The organism is Mycobacterium sp. DL, assembly GCF_039729195.1.
GTDB lineage: Bacteria > Actinomycetota > Actinomycetes > Mycobacteriales > Mycobacteriaceae > Mycobacterium > Mycobacterium hippocampi_A.
Map to the genome: position 1 here is coordinate 6,206,577 of NZ_CP155796.1, position 24,126 is coordinate 6,230,702.

Annotated in this window: 24 protein-coding genes; 12 read left to right on the forward strand and 12 right to left on the reverse strand. The window is 68.6% G+C overall.

From position 1 onward, the window contains the following. Positions 1–120 precede the first annotated feature (120 nt). Positions 121–1,083, forward strand: a complete 963-nt coding sequence (locus tag ABDC78_RS29565) for an LpqN/LpqT family lipoprotein (protein WP_178357757.1) — start codon at positions 121–123, stop codon at positions 1,081–1,083. A gap of 68 nt (positions 1,084–1,151) precedes the next feature. Further along, on the forward strand, positions 1,152–1,517 hold the full coding sequence (locus ABDC78_RS29570) for a hypothetical protein (protein WP_178357758.1): 366 nt from the start codon (positions 1,152–1,154) through the stop codon (positions 1,515–1,517). Here ABDC78_RS29570 and ABDC78_RS29575 read toward each other — a convergent pair. Continuing rightward, on the reverse strand, positions 1,514–2,128 hold the full coding sequence (locus ABDC78_RS29575; protein WP_178357759.1) for a YqgE/AlgH family protein: 615 nt from the start codon (positions 2,126–2,128) through the stop codon (positions 1,514–1,516). The genes ABDC78_RS29570 and ABDC78_RS29575 overlap by 4 nt on opposite strands. 123 nt (positions 2,129–2,251) lie before the next feature. Here ABDC78_RS29575 and ABDC78_RS29580 point away from each other — a divergent pair, with 123 nt between their 5' ends. Beyond that, positions 2,252–3,535, forward strand: a complete 1,284-nt coding sequence (locus ABDC78_RS29580; RefSeq protein ID WP_178357760.1) for an MFS transporter — start codon at positions 2,252–2,254, stop codon at positions 3,533–3,535. 61 nt (positions 3,536–3,596) lie between these two features. Further along, complete coding sequence (locus ABDC78_RS29585; protein WP_178357761.1) at positions 3,597–4,373, forward strand: TIGR03084 family metal-binding protein; 777 nt, start codon at positions 3,597–3,599, stop codon at positions 4,371–4,373. Between the two features lie 87 nt (positions 4,374–4,460). Here the strand turns inward: ABDC78_RS29585 and ABDC78_RS29590 are convergent, their stop codons facing one another. Beyond that, positions 4,461–4,946 carry a pullulanase gene (locus ABDC78_RS29590; RefSeq protein WP_178357762.1) on the reverse strand — a complete coding sequence of 162 codons (486 nt, stop codon included), beginning with the start codon at positions 4,944–4,946 and terminating at the stop codon, positions 4,461–4,463. A gap of 6 nt (positions 4,947–4,952) precedes the next feature. Further along, positions 4,953–6,410 (reverse strand): CCA tRNA nucleotidyltransferase, encoded by a 1,458-nt coding sequence (locus tag ABDC78_RS29595; RefSeq protein WP_178357763.1) that lies wholly within the window; start codon positions 6,408–6,410, stop codon positions 4,953–4,955. A gap of 85 nt (positions 6,411–6,495) precedes the next feature. Between ABDC78_RS29595 and ABDC78_RS29600 the strand changes: the two genes are divergently transcribed. The 8 genes from ABDC78_RS29600 (at position 6,496) to ABDC78_RS29635 (ending at position 17,264) form a co-directional block, all read left to right on the forward strand. Then, complete coding sequence (locus ABDC78_RS29600; RefSeq protein ID WP_178357764.1) at positions 6,496–7,281, forward strand: NUDIX hydrolase; 786 nt, start codon at positions 6,496–6,498, stop codon at positions 7,279–7,281. After that, a complete protein-coding gene (locus ABDC78_RS29605) occupies positions 7,278–9,698 on the forward strand; it encodes a DUF6049 family protein (protein WP_347133280.1) in 2,421 nt (806 codons plus the stop codon). The genes ABDC78_RS29600 and ABDC78_RS29605 overlap by 4 nt, the downstream gene beginning before the upstream one ends. 163 nt (positions 9,699–9,861) lie before the next feature. After that, entirely contained in the window at positions 9,862–13,329 is a 3,468-nt protein-coding gene (murJ, locus tag ABDC78_RS29610; RefSeq protein ID WP_178357808.1) for a murein biosynthesis integral membrane protein MurJ, read from the forward strand. 98 nt (positions 13,330–13,427) lie between these two features. Further along, entirely contained in the window at positions 13,428–14,009 is a 582-nt protein-coding gene (gene sigM, locus ABDC78_RS29615) for an RNA polymerase sigma factor SigM (protein WP_178357765.1), read from the forward strand. Between the two features lie 52 nt (positions 14,010–14,061). Continuing rightward, positions 14,062–14,565, forward strand: coding sequence for a hypothetical protein (locus ABDC78_RS29620; protein WP_178357766.1), 504 nt, complete (start codon positions 14,062–14,064; stop codon positions 14,563–14,565). Between the two features lie 94 nt (positions 14,566–14,659). Beyond that, the gene (gene trxB / locus ABDC78_RS29625) at positions 14,660–15,652 is read left to right on the forward strand and encodes a thioredoxin-disulfide reductase (RefSeq protein ID WP_178357767.1); all 993 of its coding nucleotides are present in this window, start codon (positions 14,660–14,662) and stop codon (positions 15,650–15,652) included. Beyond that, entirely contained in the window at positions 15,649–15,993 is a 345-nt protein-coding gene (trxA, locus tag ABDC78_RS29630; protein WP_178357768.1) for a thioredoxin, read from the forward strand. Before trxB ends, trxA begins: the two co-directional genes overlap by 4 nt. Positions 15,994–16,076: 83 nt before the next feature. Next, entirely contained in the window at positions 16,077–17,264 is a 1,188-nt protein-coding gene (locus tag ABDC78_RS29635) for an N-acetylmuramoyl-L-alanine amidase (protein ID WP_178357769.1), read from the forward strand. Here ABDC78_RS29635 and ABDC78_RS29640 read toward each other — a convergent pair. The 9 genes from ABDC78_RS29640 to rpmH all read right to left on the reverse strand — a co-directional run bounded on the left by ABDC78_RS29640 (position 17,261) and on the right by rpmH (position 23,533). Continuing rightward, positions 17,261–18,010 carry an acetyltransferase gene (locus tag ABDC78_RS29640; RefSeq protein WP_178357770.1) on the reverse strand — a complete coding sequence of 250 codons (750 nt, stop codon included), beginning with the start codon at positions 18,008–18,010 and terminating at the stop codon, positions 17,261–17,263. The two genes, ABDC78_RS29635 and ABDC78_RS29640, sit on opposite strands and share 4 nt — an antisense overlap. Positions 18,011–18,227: 217 nt before the next feature. Then, positions 18,228–19,229 (reverse strand): ParB/RepB/Spo0J family partition protein, encoded by a 1,002-nt coding sequence (locus ABDC78_RS29645; RefSeq protein WP_178357771.1) that lies wholly within the window; start codon positions 19,227–19,229, stop codon positions 18,228–18,230. A 43-nt stretch (positions 19,230–19,272) separates the two neighbouring features. Then, positions 19,273–20,220 carry a ParA family protein gene (locus tag ABDC78_RS29650; RefSeq protein ID WP_178357772.1) on the reverse strand — a complete coding sequence of 316 codons (948 nt, stop codon included), beginning with the start codon at positions 20,218–20,220 and terminating at the stop codon, positions 19,273–19,275. Then, entirely contained in the window at positions 20,217–20,897 is a 681-nt protein-coding gene (gene rsmG, locus ABDC78_RS29655; RefSeq protein WP_178357773.1) for a 16S rRNA (guanine(527)-N(7))-methyltransferase RsmG, read from the reverse strand. The genes ABDC78_RS29650 and rsmG overlap by 4 nt, the downstream gene beginning before the upstream one ends. Positions 20,898–20,970: 73 nt before the next feature. After that, the gene (locus ABDC78_RS29660) at positions 20,971–21,537 is read right to left on the reverse strand and encodes a R3H domain-containing nucleic acid-binding protein (protein WP_178357774.1); all 567 of its coding nucleotides are present in this window, start codon (positions 21,535–21,537) and stop codon (positions 20,971–20,973) included. A 37-nt stretch (positions 21,538–21,574) separates the two neighbouring features. Continuing rightward, entirely contained in the window at positions 21,575–22,648 is a 1,074-nt protein-coding gene (gene yidC / locus ABDC78_RS29665) for a membrane protein insertase YidC (protein ID WP_218620472.1), read from the reverse strand. Positions 22,649–22,691: 43 nt separating this feature from the next. Continuing rightward, positions 22,692–23,015: a membrane protein insertion efficiency factor YidD gene (yidD, locus tag ABDC78_RS29670; RefSeq protein WP_178357776.1), complete on the reverse strand. Its 324-nt coding sequence runs from the start codon at positions 23,013–23,015 to the stop codon at positions 22,692–22,694. Further along, the gene (gene rnpA, locus ABDC78_RS29675) at positions 23,012–23,368 is read right to left on the reverse strand and encodes a ribonuclease P protein component (protein WP_178357777.1); all 357 of its coding nucleotides are present in this window, start codon (positions 23,366–23,368) and stop codon (positions 23,012–23,014) included. Before rnpA ends, yidD begins: the two co-directional genes overlap by 4 nt. Positions 23,369–23,389: 21 nt before the next feature. After that, positions 23,390–23,533, reverse strand: coding sequence for a 50S ribosomal protein L34 (rpmH, locus tag ABDC78_RS29680; protein ID WP_073695092.1), 144 nt, complete (start codon positions 23,531–23,533; stop codon positions 23,390–23,392). Positions 23,534–24,126: the final 593 nt, after the last annotated feature.

A 24,126-nucleotide genomic window follows, 5' to 3' on the forward strand; every position in this document is an offset into this window, starting at 1 on the left:
GTTGGTTCCAGGTCGATCCCGGACCTGGTAACCGGGTCGCCGCCGTGGATACATTCGTCGCCTGACACGGGACCGACCATCCCGGAACGTCGGGGAGAGTGACTCGGAGGACAGCAGTACATGAGCGAAATCGCCCGCCAGTGGCGGGTTCTGGCAGTCGGCATCGGTGCCACGGCAACCGGTGCGGCCTGCGTTCTGGGCTTCGCGGGCACCACCGCGTCGGCCCAGCCGATCCTGCCGCAACCGCCGCAGCCCGCCCCGGCGACGGTCACCCAGACCGTCACGGTGGCCCCCAATGCCGCGCCCGTCGCCGTCGGTCAACCGGGTGTGACATCGGCCACCGGCCCCGCAGCGGTCCCGGCGGGCGTCGCCGCGGGTGTTCCCGCCGGCGTGCCGATGCCGGCGGCCACCCCCCCACCGGCACCCACGATCACCCCGGCGACGTCGGGCACGTTGACCGACTACTTCGCCTCCAAGGGCGTTGCGCTCGAACCTCAGACCAGCCGCGACTTCCGGGCGCTCAACATCGTGCTGCCGATGCCTCGGGGCTGGGCACACATCCCCGACCCGAACGTTCCCGACGCGTTCGCGGTGATCGCCGACCGGGTCGGCGGTAACGGGCTCTACTCGTCGAACGCCCAGGTGGTGGTCTACAAGCTGGTCGGTCAGTTCGACCCGAACGAAGCCATCAGTCACGGGTTCATCGACAGCCAGCAGTTGCCGGCCTGGCGGTCCACCGACGCGTCCCTCGCCCCGCACGGCGGGATGCCGTCCTCGCTGATCGAGGGCACCTACCGCGAAGGGTCCATGACGCTGAACACGTCGCGGCGCCACGTGATCGCTGCCTCCGGACCCGACCAGTACCTCGTGTCGCTGGCGGTGACCACCAGCGTCGACCAGGTGCTGCCCGCCGCCGCCGCCACCGACGCGATCGTCAACGGCTTCAAGGTCAGCCCCCCCTCGGCTGCCCCGGCCGCGCCGGTTCCGCCGCCCGGCGTGGCCCCGCCCGGACCCCCTGCACCCGCAGCTCCCGCCGTCGCACCGGTGGCCCCGCCACCTCAGCCGCTGGGACTGCAGGGATAAGACGCCGTCCCCCGGGCGAAGCCTGGCGCCCGGGGGACGACCCAATTCGCACACCGTATTCTGGGCGCATGCTGGTCGCCGCGGTGTTGTGTCTGTGCGCGGCCGTCGTGACCGGTGCCCAGGCGGTGTGGTCGCTGACGCGGCCGCCGTCAGCCGACTACGTCCGCCAGGTGTTGCGCGCAGTGGCGCCGACCCAACTGGCTGCCGCGGTCATGCTCGCCGCGGGAGCCGTGGTCGCGCTGTCGGCCGGCCCGCCGATCTCCACGGTGGCGCTCGTGGTGTGCATCGTCGGCGCCGTGGCCACCGTCGCGGCGGGGTGCTGGCAGAGCGCCAAGGCCGTGCTTCGCGACGAGCAGCTCAGGCAGCAGGACACGACCGCGGCGAGCTGCGGCGGCGGTGCCTGCGCGACATGCACGCTGTCCTGCAAGAGTTAGTTGCGGCTGATGTCGATCGGGTGTGTGGCCAACAGCGACAACGGCATCGGCTGGCGCCGTAGCACCTTGGACCACAGATCGATGCGCGGTTCGCTGAGTACATCGGTGGGCAAAGCGGACAGCACGATCCAGTCGTCGCGCTCGATCTCGCCCTCGAGCTGACCGATCGTCCACCCCGAATAGCCCGCAAAGATTCGCACGCCTTCGATCATCGGCGCGATCGTGTCGGGATCTCCGTCGAGGTCCACCATCACGATGCGGCCCTGCACGTGCCTCAGTCCCGGCACCCCGGCAGGATCCATCCCGGCCCGTAGCGTCGCCAGGCACAACGCGGCGTCGCGTTTGACCGGACCGCCGATGTACATCGTCTTGGGCTTGGTGGCCAGCTTCGCCCACTGCGGCAGCACGTTGTAGACCGCCGTCTCACTGGCCCGGTTCAGCACGACCCCGAGAGTGCCGCCGTCATTGTGCTCGACGACGTAGATGACGCTGCGCCGGAACGTGGGCTCCATCAGGTCGGTGTTCGCCAACAGCAGTGTGCCGGCCCGCACCCGGTGCGCCACGGGTGCGACTCCCTCTCTGAAGTCCTCCGGATCCTCTGGCTGAGCCACCCGACCATCATGTCATCACCGTTGCTCGATGGTGGCGAACAAGCGCCGCCTCCGTCGATATTTGTAGTGTGGTCGGGTTCCAGACAGACTCGCAGCTCCACCCGTCAACAGGACGTGAACCCCGTGGCCGACGCCCGCGCACCGCTTGCCCTGTGGCGCTCGGTGCGAGCCCTACCCGAGTTCTGGCGGCTGCTGGAGCTGCGGGCGGTGAGCCAGTTCGGTGATGGGCTCTTCCAGGCCGGTCTGGCGGGGGCGATCCTGTTCAATCCGCAACGCGCCGCCGACCCGTGGGCGATCGCCGGAGCATTCGCGGTGCTCTTCCTGCCCTACTCGCTTCTCGGTCCGTTCGCCGGAGCGCTCCTCGACCGCTGGGACCGGCGGGTGGTGCTGATCGGTGCGAACTGCGGTCGGCTCGTGCTCGTGATCGGGGTCGGCGCACTGCTGGCCGCCGGCGTGGGCGATCTACCAATCCTGTTGGGCGCGTTGATCGTCAACGGCTTCACCCGGTTCGTCTCCTCGGGACTGTCTGCCGCGTTACCGCATGTGGTTCCGCGCGGGCAGGTGGTCGCGATGAACTCGGTCGCGACGGCCACCGGCGCGGCGGCCGCGTTCCTGGGCGCCAATTTCATGCTGCTGCCGCGCTGGCTGTTCGGGGCGGACGACTCCGGTGCTGCGGCAATCATTTTCATCGCCACCGCACCGGTGGCGTTGGCGCTGTTGCTGTCGTTCCGGTTCCCGCCTCGCATGCTGGGCCCCGACGACAGTGCGCGTGCGGTGCAGGGGTCGGTCGCGTACGCGGTGGCCACCGGTTGGCTGCACGGCGCGCGCACGGTGTTGGCGGTCCCGACCGTCACCGCCACGCTCGCCGGGCTGTCCGCACACCGCATGGTGTTCGGGCTCAACACACTGCTGGTGCTGGTGATCGTCCGCGAGAGCGGCACCACGGCGGTTGCCGGGCTTGGTACAGCAGTACTGTTCGTTGCCGCCACCGGCAGCGGCTCGTTCCTCGCCACGCTGATGACGCCCGCGGCGATCAAGAGATGGGGCCGCTACACCGCGCCCAACGGGGCGCTGGCGTTTGCGGCCGTGGTTCAACTGTTCGGTGCGACGCTGCTGCTGCCGGTGATGGTCGCCTGCGGATTCCTCTTGGGCGTGGCCGGCCAGGTGGTCAAGCTGTGTGCCGATGCTGCGATGCAGGTCGACGTCGACGACGCGCTGCGTGGGCACGTCTTCACGGTCCAGGATTCGCTGTTCTGGATGACGTTCATCACCGCGATCGCGGCGGGTGCGGCGGTGATCCCGCCGGATGGGCACGCGCCGGCGCTCGCAGTCGCCGGGACGGGCATCTATCTGGTGGGGCTGGGGGTGCATGCGACATTGGGGCACCGCGTGCGGAGGCGGCGATGAGCGCGCGCGCGAAGAGCAGACGGAGGCGATGAACGCGCGTGCCGCGGATACAGTGTCCGGCATGGCCGGAGCAGCCCCCATGGTCGCCGATCTGCGCGCCGAGAGCGATGATCTCGATGCGCTCGTCGGTGATCTGTCAGCCGAGCACTGGGCGACCGACACCCCCGCCGCGGGCTGGACGATCGCCCACCAGATCGCTCACCTGCTGTGGACCGATCAGGTCGCGCTGACCTCCGTCACCGACGAGGCCGGGTTCGCCGAGATCCTCGGCCGAGCGGCGGACAACCCGACCGGCTTCGTCGACGCCGGCGCCGAGGAGCTCGCCGCGCTGCCGCCGGTGCAGCTGCTGGCCGAGTGGCGCACGACGCGGGCCGCGCTGCACGACGAACTGCTGACCGTGGCCGACGGCCGCAAGCTGCCGTGGTTCGGGCCGCCGATGAGCGCGCCGTCGATGGCCACCGCGCGGCTGATGGAGACGTGGGCGCACGGCCTCGATGTCGCCGACGCGCTCGGGGTGACCCGCACCCCGACCGCGCGGTTGCGCTCGATCGCCCACATCGGCGTCCGCACCCGTGACTATGCCTATGTGGTGCACGGGCTGACCCCGCCGACGGAGACGTTCCACGTGAAACTGTCCGCGCCGGACGGCTCAGCGTGGGCGTGGGGACCCGAGGACGCCACCCAACAGGTCAGCGGGTCGGCCGAGCACTTCTGCATGCTGGTCACGCAGCGCCGGCCCCGGTCGACGTTGGACGTCGTCGCGGTCGGCCCGGACGCCGAGCACTGGCTGACGATCGCCCAGGCATTCGCGGGCCCACCCGGTCCCGGCCGCGACTGACACTTCGGTCGCCCTCGGCCGTAGTGAAGGCGCGTTGTTGCACAGCATTTGCGGCGCGTCGACGTACAGACGCGCGCCCTCGCGGGGCTACTGGAGCTGACCGGCGCTGTCGGCAAGGCCGTCTCCATCATCGTCGGCGAGCCGGACATCCCAGCGACCGTCACCGTCGGTGTCCACCCAGGCCGCCCCGGTGCCGAAGGCCCGATCGGCCAGACCGTTGCCGTCCGCGTCCACCAACCACTCCGCAATCGCACCGTCGCCGTCGAGGTCGACCGGCACCGCAGGCCCGGCACCCGGATGCTCGACCCCGTCGAGTCCGAACCAGCGCAGTCCCCCGCCCCGGTCCGCGCTGACCGCCCAGGTTCCCGTGCCGTCGTCGCTGACATAGGTCTCGGCTACGTCATCGTCGTCGCCGTCGAGCAAGGCGTGATCGGCGATGCCGTCGCCGTCGAGGTCGAACAGCACGTCGTCGGTCAGCCCGTCACCGTCGACATCCACGCCGTCGACGTGCGGACCGCCGTCGATCGTCCACATGGTCGCCGAGCCGTCGGGATCCCCCAGGCAGTACTCCACACACGATCAGACGCGCGGGGAGCCGTTCTCGTTCCACCATTTCAGCAATTCCTCGACGGCCTCGTCATGGCTCAGCGGGCCGCGATCCAACCGCAGCTCCTTGAGGTGGTTCCAGGCCTTGCCCACCATCGGACCACCCGGGATGTCGAGAATCCGCATGATCTCGTTGCCGTCGAGATCCGGGCGGACCCGGGCGAGATCCTCCTTGGCCGCGAGCTCGTCGATGCGGTGCTCGAGGTCGTCGTAGTTCGCCTGCAGCCGCGCCGCGCGCCGCTTGTTGCGGGTCGTGCAGTCGGCGCGGACCAGCTTGTGCAGCCGGTCCACCAGCGGCCCGGCGTCTGTGACGTAACGCCGCACCGCGGAGTCGGTCCACCGGCCATCGCCGTAGCCGTGGAAACGCAGATGCAGATACACCAGCTGCGATACGTCCTCGACCATCTGCTTGGAGTACTTCAGCGCGCGCATCCGCTTGCGGGTCATCTTCGCCCCGACCACCTCATGGTGGTGGAAGCTGACCCCGCCGTCGGGTTCGTGCCTGCGCGTCGCGGGCTTGCCGATGTCGTGCAGCAGAGCGGCCCAGCGCAGCACCAGGTCAGGGTCCCCGGCTTCCAAATCGATGGCCTGCCGCAGCACCGTCAGGGAATGCTGGTAGACGTCCTTGTGCTGGTGATGCTCGTCGATCGCCATCCGCATCGCGCCGACCTCGGGGAGCACCACCTCCCCCAGACCCGTCTGCACCATCAGGTCCACCCCGGCGACCGGATCAGCGCCGAGCAGCAGCTTGTCCAGTTCGGCGGCGACGCGTTCGGCGGTGATCCTGCCCAGTTGGGGCGCCATCTCCTCCAGCGCCCGCCGGACGCGCGGCGCCACGGTGAATCCCAGCTGGGAGACGAACCTGGCCGCGCGCAGCATCCGCAGCGGATCGTCGCCGAATGACACCTCCGGCGCCGACGGCGTGTCCAGCAGACCGGCACCCAACGCGGTCAGCCCGCCGAGCGGATCCAGGAACGCACCGAGGCCCGCGGGCGCCCCGGGGTCGATCCGCACCGCCATGGCGTTGACCGTGAAATCCCGGCGCACGAGATCGGCGGCCAGGTTGTCACCGAAGCGGACCTCGGGATTGCGGGACACCTGGTCGTAGCTGTCGGCGCGAAAGGTGGTCAGCTCCAACCGCTCTGCGCCTTTGCCGACACCGATCGTGCCGAACTCGATGCCGGTGTCCCACAGCGCGTCCGCCCACCCGCGCAGAATCTTCTGCATCTGCTCCGGACGGGCATCGGTGGTGAAGTCGAGGTCGGTGCCCAGCCGGCCCAGGATCGCGTCCCGGACGCTGCCGCCGACGAGGTACAACTCGTGGCCGTGATCCGCGAACAGCCCGCCCAGTTCTCGCAGCACCTCGCCGTGCTGCTGCAGCGATACCTGCGCAGCGGCCAGCAGTTCGGCGTCGGACGTGGGGTCGGGCACGTCAGGTGAGCCTACTGGTCACAGCCGTGTCACCGTCCGGCGAGTGCGGCGAGGCCTGCTGTTCACGCCAACTACTATCGCTTGGGTGTCGGACGGCGAACAGCCCAAACCGCGACGGCGCCGGGGGCGGCGTCGCGGCCGACGCGCTGCAGGCCCGCCCGAGGCGGGAGCCGAGCAGTCCGGCGGACACCGCCAGCGCAGTCCGTCGAACGTCGGGAGTGACCAGTCCGTCGCAGCACCCAAACCGCAGAAGGCGCGTCCCCGACGTCCGCCCGACCGGCTCCGCACCGTGCACGAGACGTCCGCGGGTGGCCTGGTGATCGATGGCCTCGACGGACCCAAGGACGGCCAGGTCGCGGCATTGATCGGTCGCCTCGACCGGCGCGGCCGGATGCTGTGGTCGCTGCCCAAGGGGCACATCGAGATGGGTGAGACCGCCGAACAGACCGCGATCCGCGAAGTCGCCGAGGAGACCGGGATCCAGGGCAGCGTGCTCGCCGCGCTGGGCAGCATCGACTACTGGTTCGTCACCGAGGGCCGGCGGGTCCACAAAACCGTCCACCACTATCTCTTGCGGTTCCTCGGCGGCGAGCTGTCCGACGAGGACGTCGAAGTCACCGAGGTGGCCTGGGTGCCGCTGGGTGAGCTGCCGGCGCGGCTGGCCTACGCCGACGAACGGCGCCTGGCCGAGGTCGCCGACGAACTGATCGACAAGCTGCACTCCGACGGTCCCGACGCGCTGCCGCCGCTGCCGCGATCGACACCCCGGCGGCGGGGGCAGACCCACTCGCACACCCGCAACCACCGTCCTGATCCCACCGCTCAACCCCAGCCCGGCCGGCGGACGAACGGCTGCGGACAGGGACCGTGAGCGGGCCGTCCGCTCGGCTGCTCGGTGCAGTGGTCGCGCTGCTGCTGGCCGTGCTGCCCGTCGCCGGCATCCGCGTCGCCGACGCCCAACCGGGCACCACCGACTTCCTGCAGGTGCAGATCGACGAGGTGACCCCCGACGTCGTCACCACCACCAGCGAGCCGATGGTGACCGTCACCGGCACGGTCCGCAACATCGGTGACCGCCCGGTACGCGACGTCGTGGTCCGGCTCGAACACGGCCCGGCCGTCACGTCGTCGACCGCGCTTCGCACCGACCTGTCCGGCAACGTCGACCAGTACCAAGCGGTGGCCGACTTCATCACCGTCGCACCGGAAATGGCTCGCGGCCAAGATGTTCCGTTCCGGTTGACCTACCCGCTGCGCGCGACGGACCGGCCCTCGCTGAACATCGAGGAGCCCGGCGTCTACCCCGTGATGGTCAACGTCAACGGCACCCCTGACTACGGTGCGCCCGCCAGACTCGACGACTCGCGTTTCCTGCTGCCGGTGCTCGGGGTTCCGCCGGACGCGGGATCCGACGCCACCGCCAGCGAGGCGCTCGACTCCGCGGTGCCACCGGACATCACCCGCCCGGTCGGCTTGACGATGTTCTGGCCGCTGGCCGACCGCCCGCGACTGGCCGCCGGCGCACCAGGCGGCACCACCCCGGTGCGGCTGACCGACGACGAACTCGCCACCTCGCTGGCCACCGGCGGGCGCCTCGACAGCATGCTGTCCGCGGTGGAGTTCGCGATCGACCCTGAGGTCGATCCCGGCGGGCAGGTCACCCGGGCGCTGTGTCTGGCCGTCGACCCCGACCTTCTGGTCACCGTCAACGCGATGACGAACGGCTACGTCGTCAACAACGCCTCTGACGCGGGCCCGGGTACCCCCACCCACACCGGTACCGGTCAGCAGGCCGCCATCGACTGGCTCGGCAGGCTCAGAGCGGTGGCGCAGCGGATGTGTGTGGCGCCGACGACCTACGCCCAGGCCGACCTCGACGCGCTGCACCGCGTCGCCGACCCCGGCCTGTCGACGATCGCCACCACCGGCGCCGGCGCCATCGTCGACCAGATCCTCGGCATCACCTCCATCCGTGGCGCCACGTTGATCGGCGACGGACCGCTGACCGGACCCGCCGTGCAGTTGCTCACCGGAAAGGGCCCGACCGTGGCAATCGGCGCCGCCGAGCTGATCGGGCCGGACGTCTCAGACGGCGGCGCACCCGAGAACGCTGACACCGCGGCGGTGCGCTACACCTCCGACGTGGTCGCAGCGCCGTTCGACCCCGCGGTGGGCGCGGCACTCGCCGGTGCGGGCACCGTCCCCGAGTCGCCGTCCTACCTCGACCCGTCCCTGGACTTCGCGCTCAAACAGGACTCCGAGGTGGCGCGTCGCCAGGACGCGCTCGCCTCGCTGCTGTGGCGGAGTCTGCAGCCCGACACCACTCCCCGGACCCAGATCCTGATGCCGCCGCTGATGTGGAACCTGACGCCGCGGGACGCGCAGGCGATCCTGACCGCTGTGGCCACCAGCATCCGTGCCGGCCTCTCGGTGCCACGTCCGCTGGATGCCGTCATCACCGAAGCCACCGCGGTGACCGAAACCGCACCGCTGCCCTCGGGACCGCTCGGCAACCCCCGCGGTCGGTTCGACGACGGCGTGGTCTCGGGCATCGCCGCGGTGACCGGCCGGCTCTGGGGGTTGACCGCCGCCCTGACCACCGACGAGCGCACCGGCCAGACCGGCTACCAGTACACCGCGCCGCTGCGCGAGGATCTGCTTCGCGCACTGAGTCTCTCGGTGCCGCCCGACGCCCGCAACGGGTTGGCGCAGCAGCGACTGACCACGGTGGGCCGCACCGTCGAGGATCTGTTCAACGCGGTGTCGATCGTCAACCCGGGCGGCTCCTACACGCTGGCCACCGAACGCAGCCCGCTTCCCCTGGCGCTGCGCAACGACCTTCCGGTGCCGATCCGGGTGCGCCTGGACATCGACGCGCCGCCCGGCATGACCGTCACCGACATGGGAGAGATCGTGTTGCCGCCGGGCTTCCTGCCGCTCAAGGTGCCGATCGAGGTGCACTTCACCCAGCGGGTCGCCGTCGACGTCGCGCTGAGCACCGCCGAGGGGTTGCCGCTGGGCGAACCGGTGCGGCTCTCGGTGCACTCCAACGCCTACGGACAGGTGCTGTTCTTCATCACGCTGTCCGCAGGCGCGGTGCTGGTCCTGTTGGCGGGCCGACGGCTGTGGCACCGCTTCCGCGGTCAGCCTGACCGGGCCGACCTGGACCGTCCCGACCCCATCGAAGTCGCGCTGGCGTACGGCCATGACGACCCCGCACACCAACAGGAGCGCGACAGTGTCCAGCCGCGACCGGCGGGTCCGGTCACCGGCGGCCGCAGTGAGTGACCCCGGTCGGCGGGGCCGAACGAAGCCTCGCCCGACCGAACCACCGCGTCAGCGTGCGCGCACCCCGCATCCGGCACCGCGGGTGCCACCCCAGCCCGTGCCGCACCAACCGACCACGCGCCCGGAACTGTCGGACGCCGCCGTCGTCTCCCGGTCGTGGGGAATGGCCGTGGCCACGCTGGTCAGCCGGCTCACCGGGTTCGCCCGGATCGTACTGCTCGCCACGATCCTCGGGGCCGCGCTGTCGAGCGCGTTCACCGTGGCCAACCAGCTGCCCAACATGATCGCCGCACTGGTTCTGGAGGCGACGTTCACCGCGATCTTCGTCCCGGTGCTCGCCCGTGCCGAGCGCGACGACCCCGACGGCGGGTCCGCTTTCATCCGGCGGCTGCTCACGCTCGCCGTGACGTTGCTGCTGGTGGTCACCATCGTCTCCACGCTGGCGGCGCCGCTGCTGGTCGACCTGATGCTGGGATCCGAGCCCCTGGTGAACCGGCCACTGACCACGGCGTTCGCGTTCCTGCTGCTGCCGCAGATCATCTTCTACGGCTTGTCCTCGGTCTTCATGGCAATCCTGAACACCCGCAACATCTTCGGGCCGCCCGCGTGGGCCCCGGTGGTGAACAACGTGGTCGCGATCCTCACGCTCGGGTTGTATGTCCTTGTCCCGGGCGAACTCTCGATCAACCCCGTCGAGATGGGCAACGCCAAGCTGCTGGTGCTCGGGATCGGGACCACCCTCGGCGTCGTCGCGCAGGCTACGGTGCTGTTCGTCGCGATCCGGGCCGAACGGATCAGCCTGCGCCCGCTGTGGGGTATCGACGATCGCCTGAAGAAGTTCGGCATGATGGCCCTGGCGATGGTGCTCTACGTTCTCGTCAGCCAGGTGGGCATGATCGTGGGCAACCAGATCGCCAGCGCCGCATCGGCATCCGGGCCCGCCATCTACAACTACACCTGGCTGGTGCTGCAACTGCCGTTCGGCATCATCGGCGTCACGGTGCTGACCGTGGTGATGCCGCGGCTGTCCCGCAACGCCGCCGCCGAGGACGGCCCCGCCGTGCTCGCCGATCTGTCGCTTGCCACCCGGCTGACCATGGTCACGCTCATCCCGATCGTGGCGATCATGACGGTCGGCGGTCCGGCGATCGGCAGCGCGCTGTTCGCCTACGGCAACTTCGGCTCGGTCGACGCCGGTTATCTCGGCATGGCGATCACGCTGTCGGCGTTCACGCTGATCCCCTACACGCTGGTGCTGCTGCAGTTGCGGGTGTTCTATGCGCGCCAGGAGCCGTGGACACCGATCGTGCTGATCATCGTCATCACCGCGGTCAAGATCGCTGCGTCGCTGGCGGCGCCGCACCTCACCGACGACCCGGACCTTGTGGCCGGCTACCTGGGGCTGGCCAACGGGCTGGGGTTCCTCGCCGGGGCCACCGTCGGCCATCTGCTGCTGCGCGCCCGCCTCGATCCCCCGGGCGGTCGCCTGGTCGGCCTCGACGTGGTCCGCACCATCCTGGTGACGATCACGGCGTCGCTGGCCGCCGGCCTGACCGCCCACGTCGTCGACCAGCTGCTCGGGCTCGAGGAACTGACCGCCCACTGGGGCGGCGGCGGGTCGCTGCTGCGGTTGGCGGTGCTGGGCGCGGTCATGGTGCCGATCATCGGCGCGGTGCTACTCGGCGCGAAGGTGCCCGAAGCCCAGGCTGCACTCGCCGCGGTGCGCAGGCGCCTGCGGCCCGGCGCTCAGGTGGCCGCATCAGCGGCTTCGCCGTCCGTCCCGCCACGTCGCAGCGGCGGCCTCACGTACCCTGAACCCAGAATTCCGCCGGCGAAGGTTGCCGACGACTGGAGGGGGAAAGGATCAGCGGTGAGCGACAAACCCGCCGGCGGTTCCCCCTCGGACGCTGATTCCACCACCCGGATCGACCGGCCGTCGGCCGACGACTTCCAGCCGGACGTTCCCGACACGTCCGCGCACCCGCCGCAGCCCGATTCCGAGACCGCGGTGCTGCCGTCGTCGAGCACCGGCCGCCCGCCGACCTCCGAGTCGACCCGGCCGCCCTCGGAGTACGGCGGCGACCCCTCCCGCGAACCCCTGGCGTTCGACCCGCCGCGGGAGCCGCCGCTGGAGACGGCGACCGCGACCGAGAACGTGCACCTGATACCCGGTGCGATGATCTCCAACGGGCGTTACCGGCTGCTGGTCTTCCACGGCGGTCCCCCGCATCTGCAGTTCTGGCAGGCGCTCGACACCGCACTCGACCGTCAGGTGGCACTGACCTTCGTCAGCCCCGACGGGACGATGACCGAGCGCGAGGTGCAGGACATCCTGTCGCGCACCCAGAAGCTCAGCCGCATCGACATGCCCGGCGTGGCGCGCGTGCTCGACGTCGTGGCCACCGGAACCAGCGGTCTGGTGGTCTCGGAGTGGATTCGTGGCGGCTCGCTGGCCGAAGTCGCCGACACCACACCGTCACCGATCGGCGGCGCCCGCGCCATCCAGTCGCTCGCCGCGGCCGCCGAGGTCGCCCATCGCAACGGGGTGGCACTGTCGGTGGACCATCCCGGCCGGATCCGGGTCAGCATCGAAGGTGATGTGGCGCTGGCATTCCCGGCGACACTGCGCGACGCCACGCCCGAGGACGACATCCGTGGAATCGGCGCAGCGCTCTACGCGCTGCTGATCGATCGGTGGCCGCTGCCCGAATCGGGCGAGTCCAGCGGCCTGGCACCGGCGGATCTCGACGCGGCCGGCCAGCCCGTCGAACCCCGGGCCATCGACCGCGACATCCCCTTCCAGATCTCGGCTGCCGCATCACACGCCGTCCAGGAGGGCGGCGGAATCCGCAGCGCGCCAACGCTGCTCAACCTGCTTCAGCAGGCCACCGCCATCGCCGACCGCACCGATCACATCGCGCCGGTCGCGGACGCGGTGCCCGAGACACGGTCCGGGGGCTGGCTCGGTACGCCCTCCGACGACGCCGAATCGGACACGCGACGACGCAGAGGCCTCATCATCGGGTTGGCGGTCGCGGCGGTCATCGTGGTTGTCGCTGTGGTTCTGCTGGCATCCGTGCTGGGCCGCATCTTCGGCGATGTCGGCAGCGGACTCGGTGGCGACGAACTCGGCCTGAACGCGCCCACCACTTCGGAGTCCGCCGCGCCGGGAGCTGCCGGTGGGGTCCTCGAACCCGTTGCCGTGACCGTGTTCTCACCCGAAGGTGAAGCCGACGCTCCGGAACTGGCCGACTTGGCGATCGACGGCAACCCGTCGACGGTGTGGGCCAGCGACACCTACTCGGACGCGGTGCCCTTCCCCGGGTTCAAGAACGGGGTCGGCCTGATGTTGCAGCTGTCGGAGCCGGCCACCGTCGGCTCGGTCACCGTGAACCTCAACAGCACCGGCACCGCCGTGCAGATCCGGTCGTCGGATACGGCGTCGCCGTCCTCGCTGGAGGACACCACGGCTCTCACCCAGCCCGCCACGATGCGGCCGGGGTCCAACACCATCGAGGTGGACGACGCGTCACCGACGTCGTACGTCCTCGTCTGGATCTCGACCCTCGGCTCGGTGAGCGGTGAGAGCCGCACCGACATCTCGGAGATCACTCTCCGGGCCGCGTCCTGACACCCTCTCCCCAGCCACCGCCCGGTGTCTTCGCATGTCGCGGTGCGGTCCGAAAACTGGTGCGGGGAGCCACCCCGGGCGCCGCTTAGTGTTCGCCTGTGGGGATATTCGGGGGAACACGGGGGCAACCCGGACAGGCGCGCACCGACGCCGAGTTGCTCACCGCACACGTCAGCGGAGACCGGTACGCGTTCGAGGAGCTGTTCTACCGGCACCACCGCCAGCTCTATCGGCTGGCACTGCTCACCAGTCGTGACCGCGACGACGCCGCCGACGCGCTGCAGGACGCGCTACTGGCGGCGCACCGCACGGCCCGCGCGTTTCGGCACGACTCGGCCGTCAGCAGCTGGCTGCATCGGATCGTGGTCAATGCTTGCCTGGACCGGTTGCGCCGCAACAAGTCCCGCGCGTGCGACGAGCTCGTCGAGGAGCGCTGCGGGGTAGTCGACCCGACCGCCCGCGTCGACACGGCGATCATGGTGGAACGCGCGCTGATGCGCCTTCCCGTGGAGCAGCGCGCCGCCGTCGTCGCCGTGGACATGCAGGGGTATTCGGTGGCCGAGACCGCGCGGATGCTGGGGGTCGCCGAGGGCACGGTGAAGAGTCGATGCTCGCGCGCACGGGGCAAACTCGCCGAATCCCTGGCCTCCTTCGCCGCGGGCAACGCGACCGCCGAGTGAGAGTCGGTTAGCCTCGAACCGATCGTGCGGGCATCGACCGGCGGAGGCAGCGATGGACAGCGGTGCGGGCCGCGGACCTGAATCCCGTCCCGAGCCCGAACTGCACGTCACGCCCGAACTGCTCGCCGACCTGCAGGCCGGACTCCTCGACGACGCCACCGCGGCGCGGGTCCGCAGACACGCCCGCTCGGACCCCGATGCGGCGCGGACCCTCGCCGACCTCGACGCGGTGCGCCGCGACCTGGCGCGCCTGGCCTCCGACGAGCGGTCCGCGCCCGAGGTACCGGCGGCGGTCACCGCCCGTGTCGGTGCCGCACTGCGTGCGGCACCACCACCGCCCTCACCCGGACCTGGCGGGCATGCGCCGGCGCGTCCGACGCTGTCCCGTGGGAAGCGGGCGGGCGTCATCGCCGGGATCTGCGTGGTGGCCGCCGTCATCGTGCTGCTGCTGATCGCCGCCGCCGCGCCTCAGCAGATCCGGGCCGTGGTGGTCGAGCCGACCTGCACAACCACCCACCCGGGGTTGCTGGTCGAAACCGTGCCGGCCGCGCCGTGACCCGCGCCGGGATCGTCGACGGGAACACCTCGGCTTACCCTGGTGTTCTAACAGCGCGGTTGTTTGGACTCTCGCCGCAGGCAGAAAGGCTCTCATGACCTCACCCACCGTCCATGACGTCATCGTCATCGGTTCCGGTCCGGCCGGCTACACCGCGGCCGTGTATGCAGCCCGTGCCCAGCTCGAACCGCTGGTGTTCGAAGGCACCCAGTTCGGTGGAGCGCTGATGACCACCACTGAGGTGGAGAACTACCCCGGATTCCGTGACGGCATCACCGGACCCGAGCTGATGGACCAGATGCGGGAGCAGGCGCTGCGCTTCGGCGCGGACCTGCGCATGGAGGACGTCGACTCCGTCGATCTGTCCGGACCGGTCAAGACCGTCACCGTCGGCGACGAGGTCCATCACGCCCGCGCGGTGATCCTCGCCATGGGCGCCGCCGCCCGCCACCTCGGCGTTCCCGGGGAGGCCGAGATGCTCGGCATGGGTGTGAGTACGTGTGCCACCTGTGACGGCTTCTTCTTCCGGGACCAGGACATCGCGGTCGTCGGTGGTGGTGACTCGGCGATGGAGGAAGCGACCTTCCTGACCCGCTTCGCCCGCAGCGTCACGCTGATCCACCGGCGCGAGGAGTTCCGCGCGTCGAAGATCATGCTCGAACGGGCCCAGACCAACGAGAAGATCCGCTTCCTGACCAACACCGATGTGACGTCCATCGTGGGTGACCCCAAGGTGACCGGGATCCGGTTGCGCAATTCGGTCACCGGCGAGGAGTCGGAGCTGGCGGTCACGGGCGTGTTCGTGGCCATCGGCCACGACCCCCGTTCGGAGCTGGTCCGTGGCCAGGTCGACCTGGACGATGCGGGCTACGTGACGGTGCAGGGCCGTACGACCTACACCTCCGTCGAAGGCGTCTTCGCCGCAGGCGATCTCGTCGACCACACCTACCGGCAGGCCATCACAGCGGCCGGAAGTGGTTGCGCCGCATCGATCGACGCGGAACGCTGGCTCGCCGACCACGCTGAGCCCGGCGAGAGAACTTCCACCACAACGGAAGACACTGACCTGATAGGAGCACAGCAATGAGCGATTCCGGATCCGCTGAAAAATCCACGGTGGCGGTGACCGACGATTCGTTCTCCCAGGATGTGCTGTCGAGCAGCACGCCGGTACTGGTGGACTTCTGGGCCACCTGGTGCGGCCCGTGCAAGATGGTCGCCCCGGTGCTCGAGGAGATCGCCGCCGAGAAGGCCGGTTCGTTGACCGTCGCCAAGATCGACGTCGACGAGAATCCGGGGACTGCCCGGGACTTCCAGGTGGTGTCGATCCCGACGATGATCCTGTTCAAGGACGGTGCACCGGTCAAACGCATCGTCGGAGCCAAGGGCAAGGCCGCGTTGCTGCGGGAGCTCTCAGAAAATCTCTGACATGGTCTGACGCCGCATTTCGCGGCGCTGACACCAGCCTGGGGTTTTCCCGATTCCCCATCGGGTCTGAGAGAATGCTGCCTATGTCGAGTGTGCGTCGCGGTGACCGCGGAAGTGCGGTCACCGAGATCCGGGCCGCGTTGGCCGCGCTGGGCATGATCGACAACCCGGACGAGGACCTGACCACCGGCAAGCATGTGGCGGTGGACATGTTCGACGGTGAGCTCGACCACGCCGTGCGCGCATTCCAGCAGCACCGCGGTCTGTTGGTCGACGGTGTCGTCGGCGAGGCCACCTACCGGGCACTCAAGGAAGCCTCCTACCGACTGGGCGCCCGAACGCTCAATCACCAGTTCGGCGCACCGATGTACGGCGACGACGTCGCCACGCTGCAGGCGCGGCTTCAGGATCTCGGGTTCTACACCAATCTCGTCGACGGTCATTTCGGCATGCAGACCCACAACGCGCTGTCGTCCTATCAGCGGGAGTACGGCCTGTACCCGGACGGTATCTGCGGTCCGGAGACGTTGCGCTCCTTGTACTTTCTCGGGTCCCGGGTCACCGGCGGCTCCCCACACGCGATCCGCGAGGAGGAGTTGGTCCGCAGTTCCGGCCCCCGACTGTCCGGCAAGCGGATCATCATTGACCCGGGCCGCGGTGGCGGTGATCACGGCCTGATCATGAACGGTCCCGCCGGCCCGATCAGCGAAGCGGACATCCTGTGGGACTTGGCAAGTCGGCTTGAAGGGCGCATGACGGCGATCGGCATGGAGACCTTCTTGTCCCGCCCGGCCAACCGCGCGCCCTCGGACGCCGAGCGCGCGGCGACCGCCAATTCCGTTGGCGCCGACCTGATGATCAGCCTGCGCTGCGCGACCCACCCGACACCGTCCGCCGACGGCGTCGCGTCGTTCCATTTCGGGAACTCGCACGGGTCGGTGTCCACCATCGGGCGCAATCTGGCCGACTTCATCCAGCGAGAAGTGGTGGCACGCACCGGATTGCAGGACTGCCGCGTGCACGGCCGGACCTGGGACCTGCTGCGGTTGACCCGGATGCCGACTGTTCAGGTCGACGTCGGCTACATCACCAACCCGAAGGACCGCGCCACGCTGCTGTCCTCGGCTTCCCGCGACTCGATCGCCGAGGGCATGCTCGCCGCGGTCAAACGGTTGTATCTGCTGGGCAAGAACGACCGGCCAACCGGCACTTTCACTTTCGCCGAGCTGCTGGCCCACGAGCTCTCCGTCGAGCAGGCCCGCCAGGCCTAACTGCAGGGGTTCGCCCCGGCACCCACCGGTTGCTGGAGCTGGGCGCTCTGCAACAGCCGTTCCAGTGCCGCCTCGACATCGGCCTTCCAGCCGAGTCCCTGTTCGAGTTCGAGGCGAAGTCGCGGGAAGTACGTGTGGTGCGAGACGACGACAAAGCCGACATCGAGCAGCAGATCGGTGTCCAGCACGCACTGGTCCACCGAGCAATCGCCGAGCGCTTCCAGCACGGGCGCCACGTCGCCGGGCACCCGATCCGGATCGGACAACTCAGACACCTCGGGGGACCGACCGAACGCCTCCAGAGCGCGCACCCCGCGCCGGACCAGATCAGCGACGACCGCGGCGATCAGAGTCCTCGCCAAGTCTTCGTTGCCCTGACCGGACTCGATGCCGATGGTGGTGAGCAGAACCGCGTCGGGACTGACCGGTCCGGTGGGGAACCGACTTGCCCGCGGCACCGTCCGCGGCGGAGCATAAAAGGCGTATCCGAGACAGGGGTCGTCGGTCGATTCCTCGGCCTGGTCCGTGACCTGATCCACGTCGCGACACTCGACCGCCAACTGCCCGCACGACCCCCACTCCAGCATGACCATGGACAGCCACGCTTCCTTCTCGAACTCGGGGTCGGCGAGATGGTCGTCGTTGCCTACCGTCGGCGGGTCCACCTCCCAGTACACGCAGCGTCGGGCGTGCTTGGGCAACTGCTCGAACGCTTCGAGCCGGAGGGGCGTGATTCGCGCGGCCACTACACTCCCGAGGTTTCACGCCGTCGGAAAACGAACGGCGGCCTCTCCAGAATAGAAGGCGAGGGCCGGGAAGGACCACCCTGGCTGCCGAAAGTGCGCGGAATCCCGCGGCCGATCCAATTCACCTGGGGCACAGCATGTTTCCTGTGACCACAGCGCTGACCCACCCCGCGGACGCGGGCAGTGTCACAGTGACGTAATTCGCCGGTATGACCGGTCACGGCGACGACGAGTTCATGAGGTCCACAATTCGTTGCAGATCGTCCACCGACCCGAACTCCACCACGATCTTGCCCTTGCGCTTGCCGAGGCTCACCGTCACCCGGGTGTCGAAGGCGCTGGACAACTGCTCGGCGACATCTTGAAGCCCCGGCATCTGGATCGGCTTGCGCCGGGGCGCCGACGGCGTTGCGCCGCCGTCCCGCTTGGCGAGCGTCACCGCCTCTTCCGTCGCACGGACCGACAACCCTTCCGCGACGATCCGGGCGGCGAGTTCTTCCTGCAATTCCGCGCCACCCTCGAGCGCCAGCAGCGCCCGCGCGTGGCCGGCGGACAGCACGCCGGCGGCAACCCTGCGCTGCACCGCGATCGGAAGACGGAGCAAGCGGATCATGTTGGTGATCAGCGGGCGTGACCGGCCGATGCGCGTGGCGAGTTCGTCGTGGGTGACGTCGAACTCCTCGAGCAACTGCTGATACGCCGCCGCCTCTTCCAACGGGTTCAGCTGCGCGCGGTGGATGTTCTCCAACAGGGCGTCGCGCAACATGCTCTCGTCAGCGGTCTCCCTGACGATCGCGGGGATGGTCGCCACCCCCGCCTGTTGGGCGGCCCGCCACCGCCGCTCCCCCATGACGAGCTGGTAGCGGGAGGGGGTTGCCCCGTCGCTGTCGGGTACTGCCCGCACCACGATCGGCTGCATCAGACCGAACTCGCGGATCGAGTGCACCAGTTCAGCGAGCGCTTCCTCGTCGAACACCTGTCGCGGCTGCCGCGGATTCGGATCGATCCTGGAGGGTTCGATCTCCCGGTACACGGCACCGACCGGATTGTCTTCCGGCGGAGCGACCGCCGCGGGCGCCCCACCGAACATCGCGTCGGCGGCCGCGGCGCCCATCCGCGGACCCGTCGTCGCCGGCCCGTCCCCGTCCGCAGGCCCGGTGGGAATCAACGAGGCGAGGCCGCGGCCTAGTCCGCTCCGCTTTTTTGCCGCATTGTTCATCGGTCGCCTCTTCTCTCCAGGCCCACATCAATCGCGCACGCCGTCATCGGGACTGACCCTCCACTCCCCGCTGCGCCAGTTCCCGGCTCGCATCCAGGTAGCTCATCGCCCCGCGCGATCCGGGGTCGTACTCGATGATCGTCATTCCGTAACCCGGCGCCTCGGACACTTTCACACTGCGCGGGATGACGGTGCGGAGGACCTTGTCGCCGAAGTGGTCGCGCACGTCGGACGCGACCTGGTCGGCCAACTTCGTCCTGCCGTCGTACATCGTGAGCACGACGGTGGTGACGTTGAGTTGAGGGTTCAGGTGCGCCTTGACCATCTCGATGTTGCGCAACAGCTGGCCCACACCCTCGAGGGCGTAATACTCGCATTGGATCGGGATGAGCACCTCGGGTGCCGCCACCAACGCGTTGATTGTCAGCAGGCCGAGCGACGGCGGGCAATCGATGAACACGTAGTCGAAGTCGTGGTGCTCGAGTTCGGCCAACGCACTCCGGAGCCGGCCCTCCCGGGCGACCATGCTCACCAACTCGATCTCAGCTCCGGCGAGGTCGATCGTCGCCGGAATGCAGAACAGCCGCTCGCTGTGGGGACTGCGCTGCAGCGCGGTTTCCACGGGGATCTCGCCGATCAACACTTCGTACGACGACGGGGTGCCCGGGCGATGCTCGATTCCCAGCGCGGTGCTTGCGTTCCCTTGCGGATCCAGGTCGATGACGAGGGTGCGCAGCCCTTGCAGCGCCAGGGCGGCGGCGATGTTGACGGCCGTGGTCGTCTTTCCCACGCCGCCCTTCTGATTGGCGATGGTGAAGACACGTTGCCGGGTCGGCCGGGGAAGTTGTCCCTGCGTTGCCGCCTGCATGAGTCGGACCGCCCGTTCGGCCTCGGCGCCGATCGGCGTATCGGCATTCTGGGAATCCCACGTTTCACGTGAAACATCGGGCTGGACCGCTTGCGGTTTCGGCGGTTCGGGAACGGAACTCATCTGTGCTTCCCTCCCGACGGCCGGCCTCTCCGCGACGCCCCCTGAAACCCTACGACCACCGTCACGGGTGGATCCACGAATCGAGCGCCACATCTCATCACCTTCACCTCGGTCATGCCCAGTGCTGTCATAGCGCGGCGATGCTCGCGAACCTCGTCTTCGGCACGCTCGCCCTTGATCGCCAACATCCGCCCTCCGGATCGCAATAGCGGCGAGCTCCATTTCGTCAACTTGTCCAGGGAAGCCACCGCCCGGGACACCACCGCATCGGACTCCCCCACTTCGTCGCGGACTACTCGATCCTCAGCCCTGCCCCGTACCACCCGACAGTTGATGCCGAGTTCATCGATCACTTCGCGCAGGAAGTCGCTGCGGCGTAGCAGCGGTTCGACGAGAGTGACATGGATGTCTGGGCGGGCCAACGCCAACGGTATCCCGGGCAGTCCGGCACCACTACCGATGTCTGCGATCTGCTCGTTGGGTTCGACGAGTTCGGCGACCACGGCACTGTTGAGGACGTGGCGGTCCCAGACGCGGCTCACTTCCCGCGGACCGAGAAGTCCCCTCTCGACGCCGGCTCCGGCAAGGATCTGTGCGTACTGGATGGCAGCCTCAGTAGCCTCGCCGAAGATCGCCGTCACGGCATCGGGAGGTGTCGGCACCTCCGCGTGTTTCACGTGAAACATCCTCCGACCGTCCGCGCCGACACCGCTCCAACTCCCACACGAACTACATCGCTGTAACTCTGGATCAGTCGGTGAGAACAACGACGCGGCGCGAGGGCTCCACGCCCTCGCTCTCACTGTGCACGCCTTGCACGGCGGCCACGGCGTCGTGCACGATCTTGCGCTCGAACGGCGTCATCGGTGACAGCTCTTCGCGCTCACCGGTCTCCAGCACACGGTGAGCGACCTTGTCTCCCAAAGCCGCCAACTCGTCGCGGCGCCGACGGCGCCACTGCGCGACGTCCAGCATCAGCCGGCTGCGCTCGCCGGTCTTCTGGTGCACCGCCAGCCGGGTCAGTTCTTGCAGCGCGTCGAGCACCTCGCCCTTGCGACCGACCAGCTTCGTCAGGTCGCCGCCGCCGTCGATGCTGACGATGGCACGGTCGCCCTCGACGTCCAGATCGATGTCGCCGTCGAAGTCCAGCAGGTCCAACAACTCCTCGAGGTAGTCCCCGGCGATCTCGCCCTCGGCGACCAGTCTGTCCTCGACATCCACCACGCCGGTCTCGGCGTCTGTGGTGCCGTTGTCGGGCTGATCGATCTCCTCGCCGCGCTCCGCAGTGTCAGCGGTGGTGGCTTCTGCGTTGGTCATGACAAACACCTCTCCCTCGTTCGCGGTCACCCGCGCGTCAACGTTTCCGCTTCTTCGGCCGAGCGCCGGGTTTTGGAGTGCGGCTGACCGCCCCATTCCGCGCTGCTGGTTTTGCGGAGTCCTGAGTACCGTTCGGCGATTCCGGAGCGGTTGTCGTCGCACCCTTCGATCCCGCGTCCCCGTCACCCGCGGGTGAGGTCACGTCCTGGGCGGGGTCGGCTCCATCCGCTCCGGGCTCGACGGCGGCTTTCTTCTTCCGGCCGGGCTTGGCTCCCGGGGCCGGCGCATTCGCCGCGCGGCGCTCCAGTGCCTCGATCTTCTTCTGCTCTTCTTCCTTCTCGATCTTGCCGAACACGTAGTGCTGCTGACCGAAGGTCCAGATGTTGTTCGCGAGCCAGTACATGATGATCGCCAAGGGCAGGAACGGGCCGCCCACCACCACACCGAGCGGGAAGACGTAGAGCGCGAGCTTGTTCATCATCGCGGTCTGCGGATTGGCTGCCGCTTCCGGAGTCTGCCTGGCAACCGACGCCCGGCTGTTGAAGTAGGTCGCGATGCCCGCCGCGATCATGATCGGAACGCCGACCGCGATCACCGCCGGACGATAGAACTCGGTGTAGGCGTCCAAGCCGTGCTGCTGGATCATCGTCGCACCGAGCGGCGCACCGAACAGGTTCGCGTCCAGGAAGTGACCGACATCGGTGGCGCTGAAGAAATAGTTGCCCAGGCTTCGGTTCTCCTCCACCGACAGGCCGAGCCTTCCGATCCCGGTCTGCGTCCGGTTGAAGGACATCAGCACGTGATAGAGGCCGAGGAAGACCGGAATCTGGGCGAGCATCGGCAGGCAGCCGAGGATCGGGTTGAACCCGTGTTCCTTCTGGAGCTTCTGCATCTCCAGCGCCATCCGCTGCCGGTCCTTGCCGTACTTCTTCTGCAGCGCCTTGATCTGCGGTTGAAGTTCCTGCATCTGCCGCGTGGTGCGAATCTGCCGGACGAACGGTTTGTAGAGGATCACGCGGAGCGTGAAGACCAGGAACATCACCGACAACGCCCAGGCGAAGAAGTTCGAGGGCCCCAGCAGGAAGGCGAAAGCCTTGTACCAGACCCACATGATCGCCGACACCGGGTAGTAGATGATGTCGAGGCTCAACCAATTAAACACGCGTTTGACTCTCCCATTGCTGCACCGTGCTGGTCCGGTGGTCGGCTACGCCACAGTCACCCTGGGCTTCACCGCGGTCGGCTTCTCGATCCGGTATCGGATCCCATCCTCCGTTATGCCACGGCCCACATTTGAGGAGGCGTACCAGGGCGAGCCATCCCCCTCTGATCAGACCGAACTCGGTCAACGCGTCGACGGCGTACTGGCTGCAGGTCGGCGTGAACCGACAGGTCGGCAGCCGCAGCGGTGACACCGCGTTCCGATAGAACTGGATCACCGAGATGAGAGCCCTGGCACCGACCGAACGCACGGTCACCTCGTGCCCCCGGAACGCTCTTTGATGCGTCGCAGGGCTGTTCTCAGTTCCTGTTCCAACCGCGGTGAGAGCGCCTCGCGGCTACCCGGTAGTGCCCGGATCACCACTCGGTCGGCCGAACCCAGATCGTCGATCACCGTGCGCGCGACATGCCGGAGCCGACGGGACACCTGATGCCGGATGACGGCATTGCCCACTGCCTTGGAGACGACCAGGCCGATCCTGGGCCCGGGTGCGCCGCTGTCATCCGACCGCGTGTACACCACGATGTCAGGTTGGGCGGCGCGCTTTCCGCGACTCACTGTGAGACCGAACTCGGCCGACCGCGTCATCCGGTACTGCGCGGGTAGCACCGCGTCAGACCCTGTGCCGCGTCACGCAGTCAGTGAACGACGGCCCTTGCCACGCCGAGCGGACACGATGGCCCGGCCGGCGCGCGTGCGCATCCGCAGCCGGAAACCGTGCACCCTCGCGCGGCGGCGGTTGTTGGGCTGAAAAGTCCGCTTGCCCTTGGCCACGGCAGTCACTCCTTGTTGGGTCTGGCTCCCCGCGCTCCGCCCGCATGAGCTCTGTCATGACAGGCGTGACGCGGTCGGCCGTTGGTAAGCTCGTCCGTCTCGCATAACTAACCGGCGCGGCCCCCGGCGGGGCCGGGTCGCAGCCGTATCACCACGTGCGGGCGACTGTTCGAGGGTACTGACGAGAATTCGCTGGGTCAAACCTGCGTTCCGGCTGTACAGACCACGTCAGCGACATCACATCAACCACAGCAGTCACGCTCATCTGGAACGATTGAGCCAGCACAGAATTCGACCCCCCACAATGTTGCAGAACTGTTGGCACTCGGAGAGAAAACTGTTAGCTTCTGCCAATGCCGATTCCACCTCGGAACGGCGAAAGACAACGAAGCGAGGATGCCCACTCCGTCGCGAGCCCACTGGAAATGCAGGGATGCAACTCCCCAGTGACGAGCTCCGGCCAGCGGCATCACCGCCGGTAGACAACCAGACGGCGACGAACGTCCTTTCTCCACAACCTGTGGATAACTTTGTGGACAGTTCCTCTCGTCCATTTGGCCGTCCCTGGGCCGGCCGCTAGGGGGTGCGTGTCG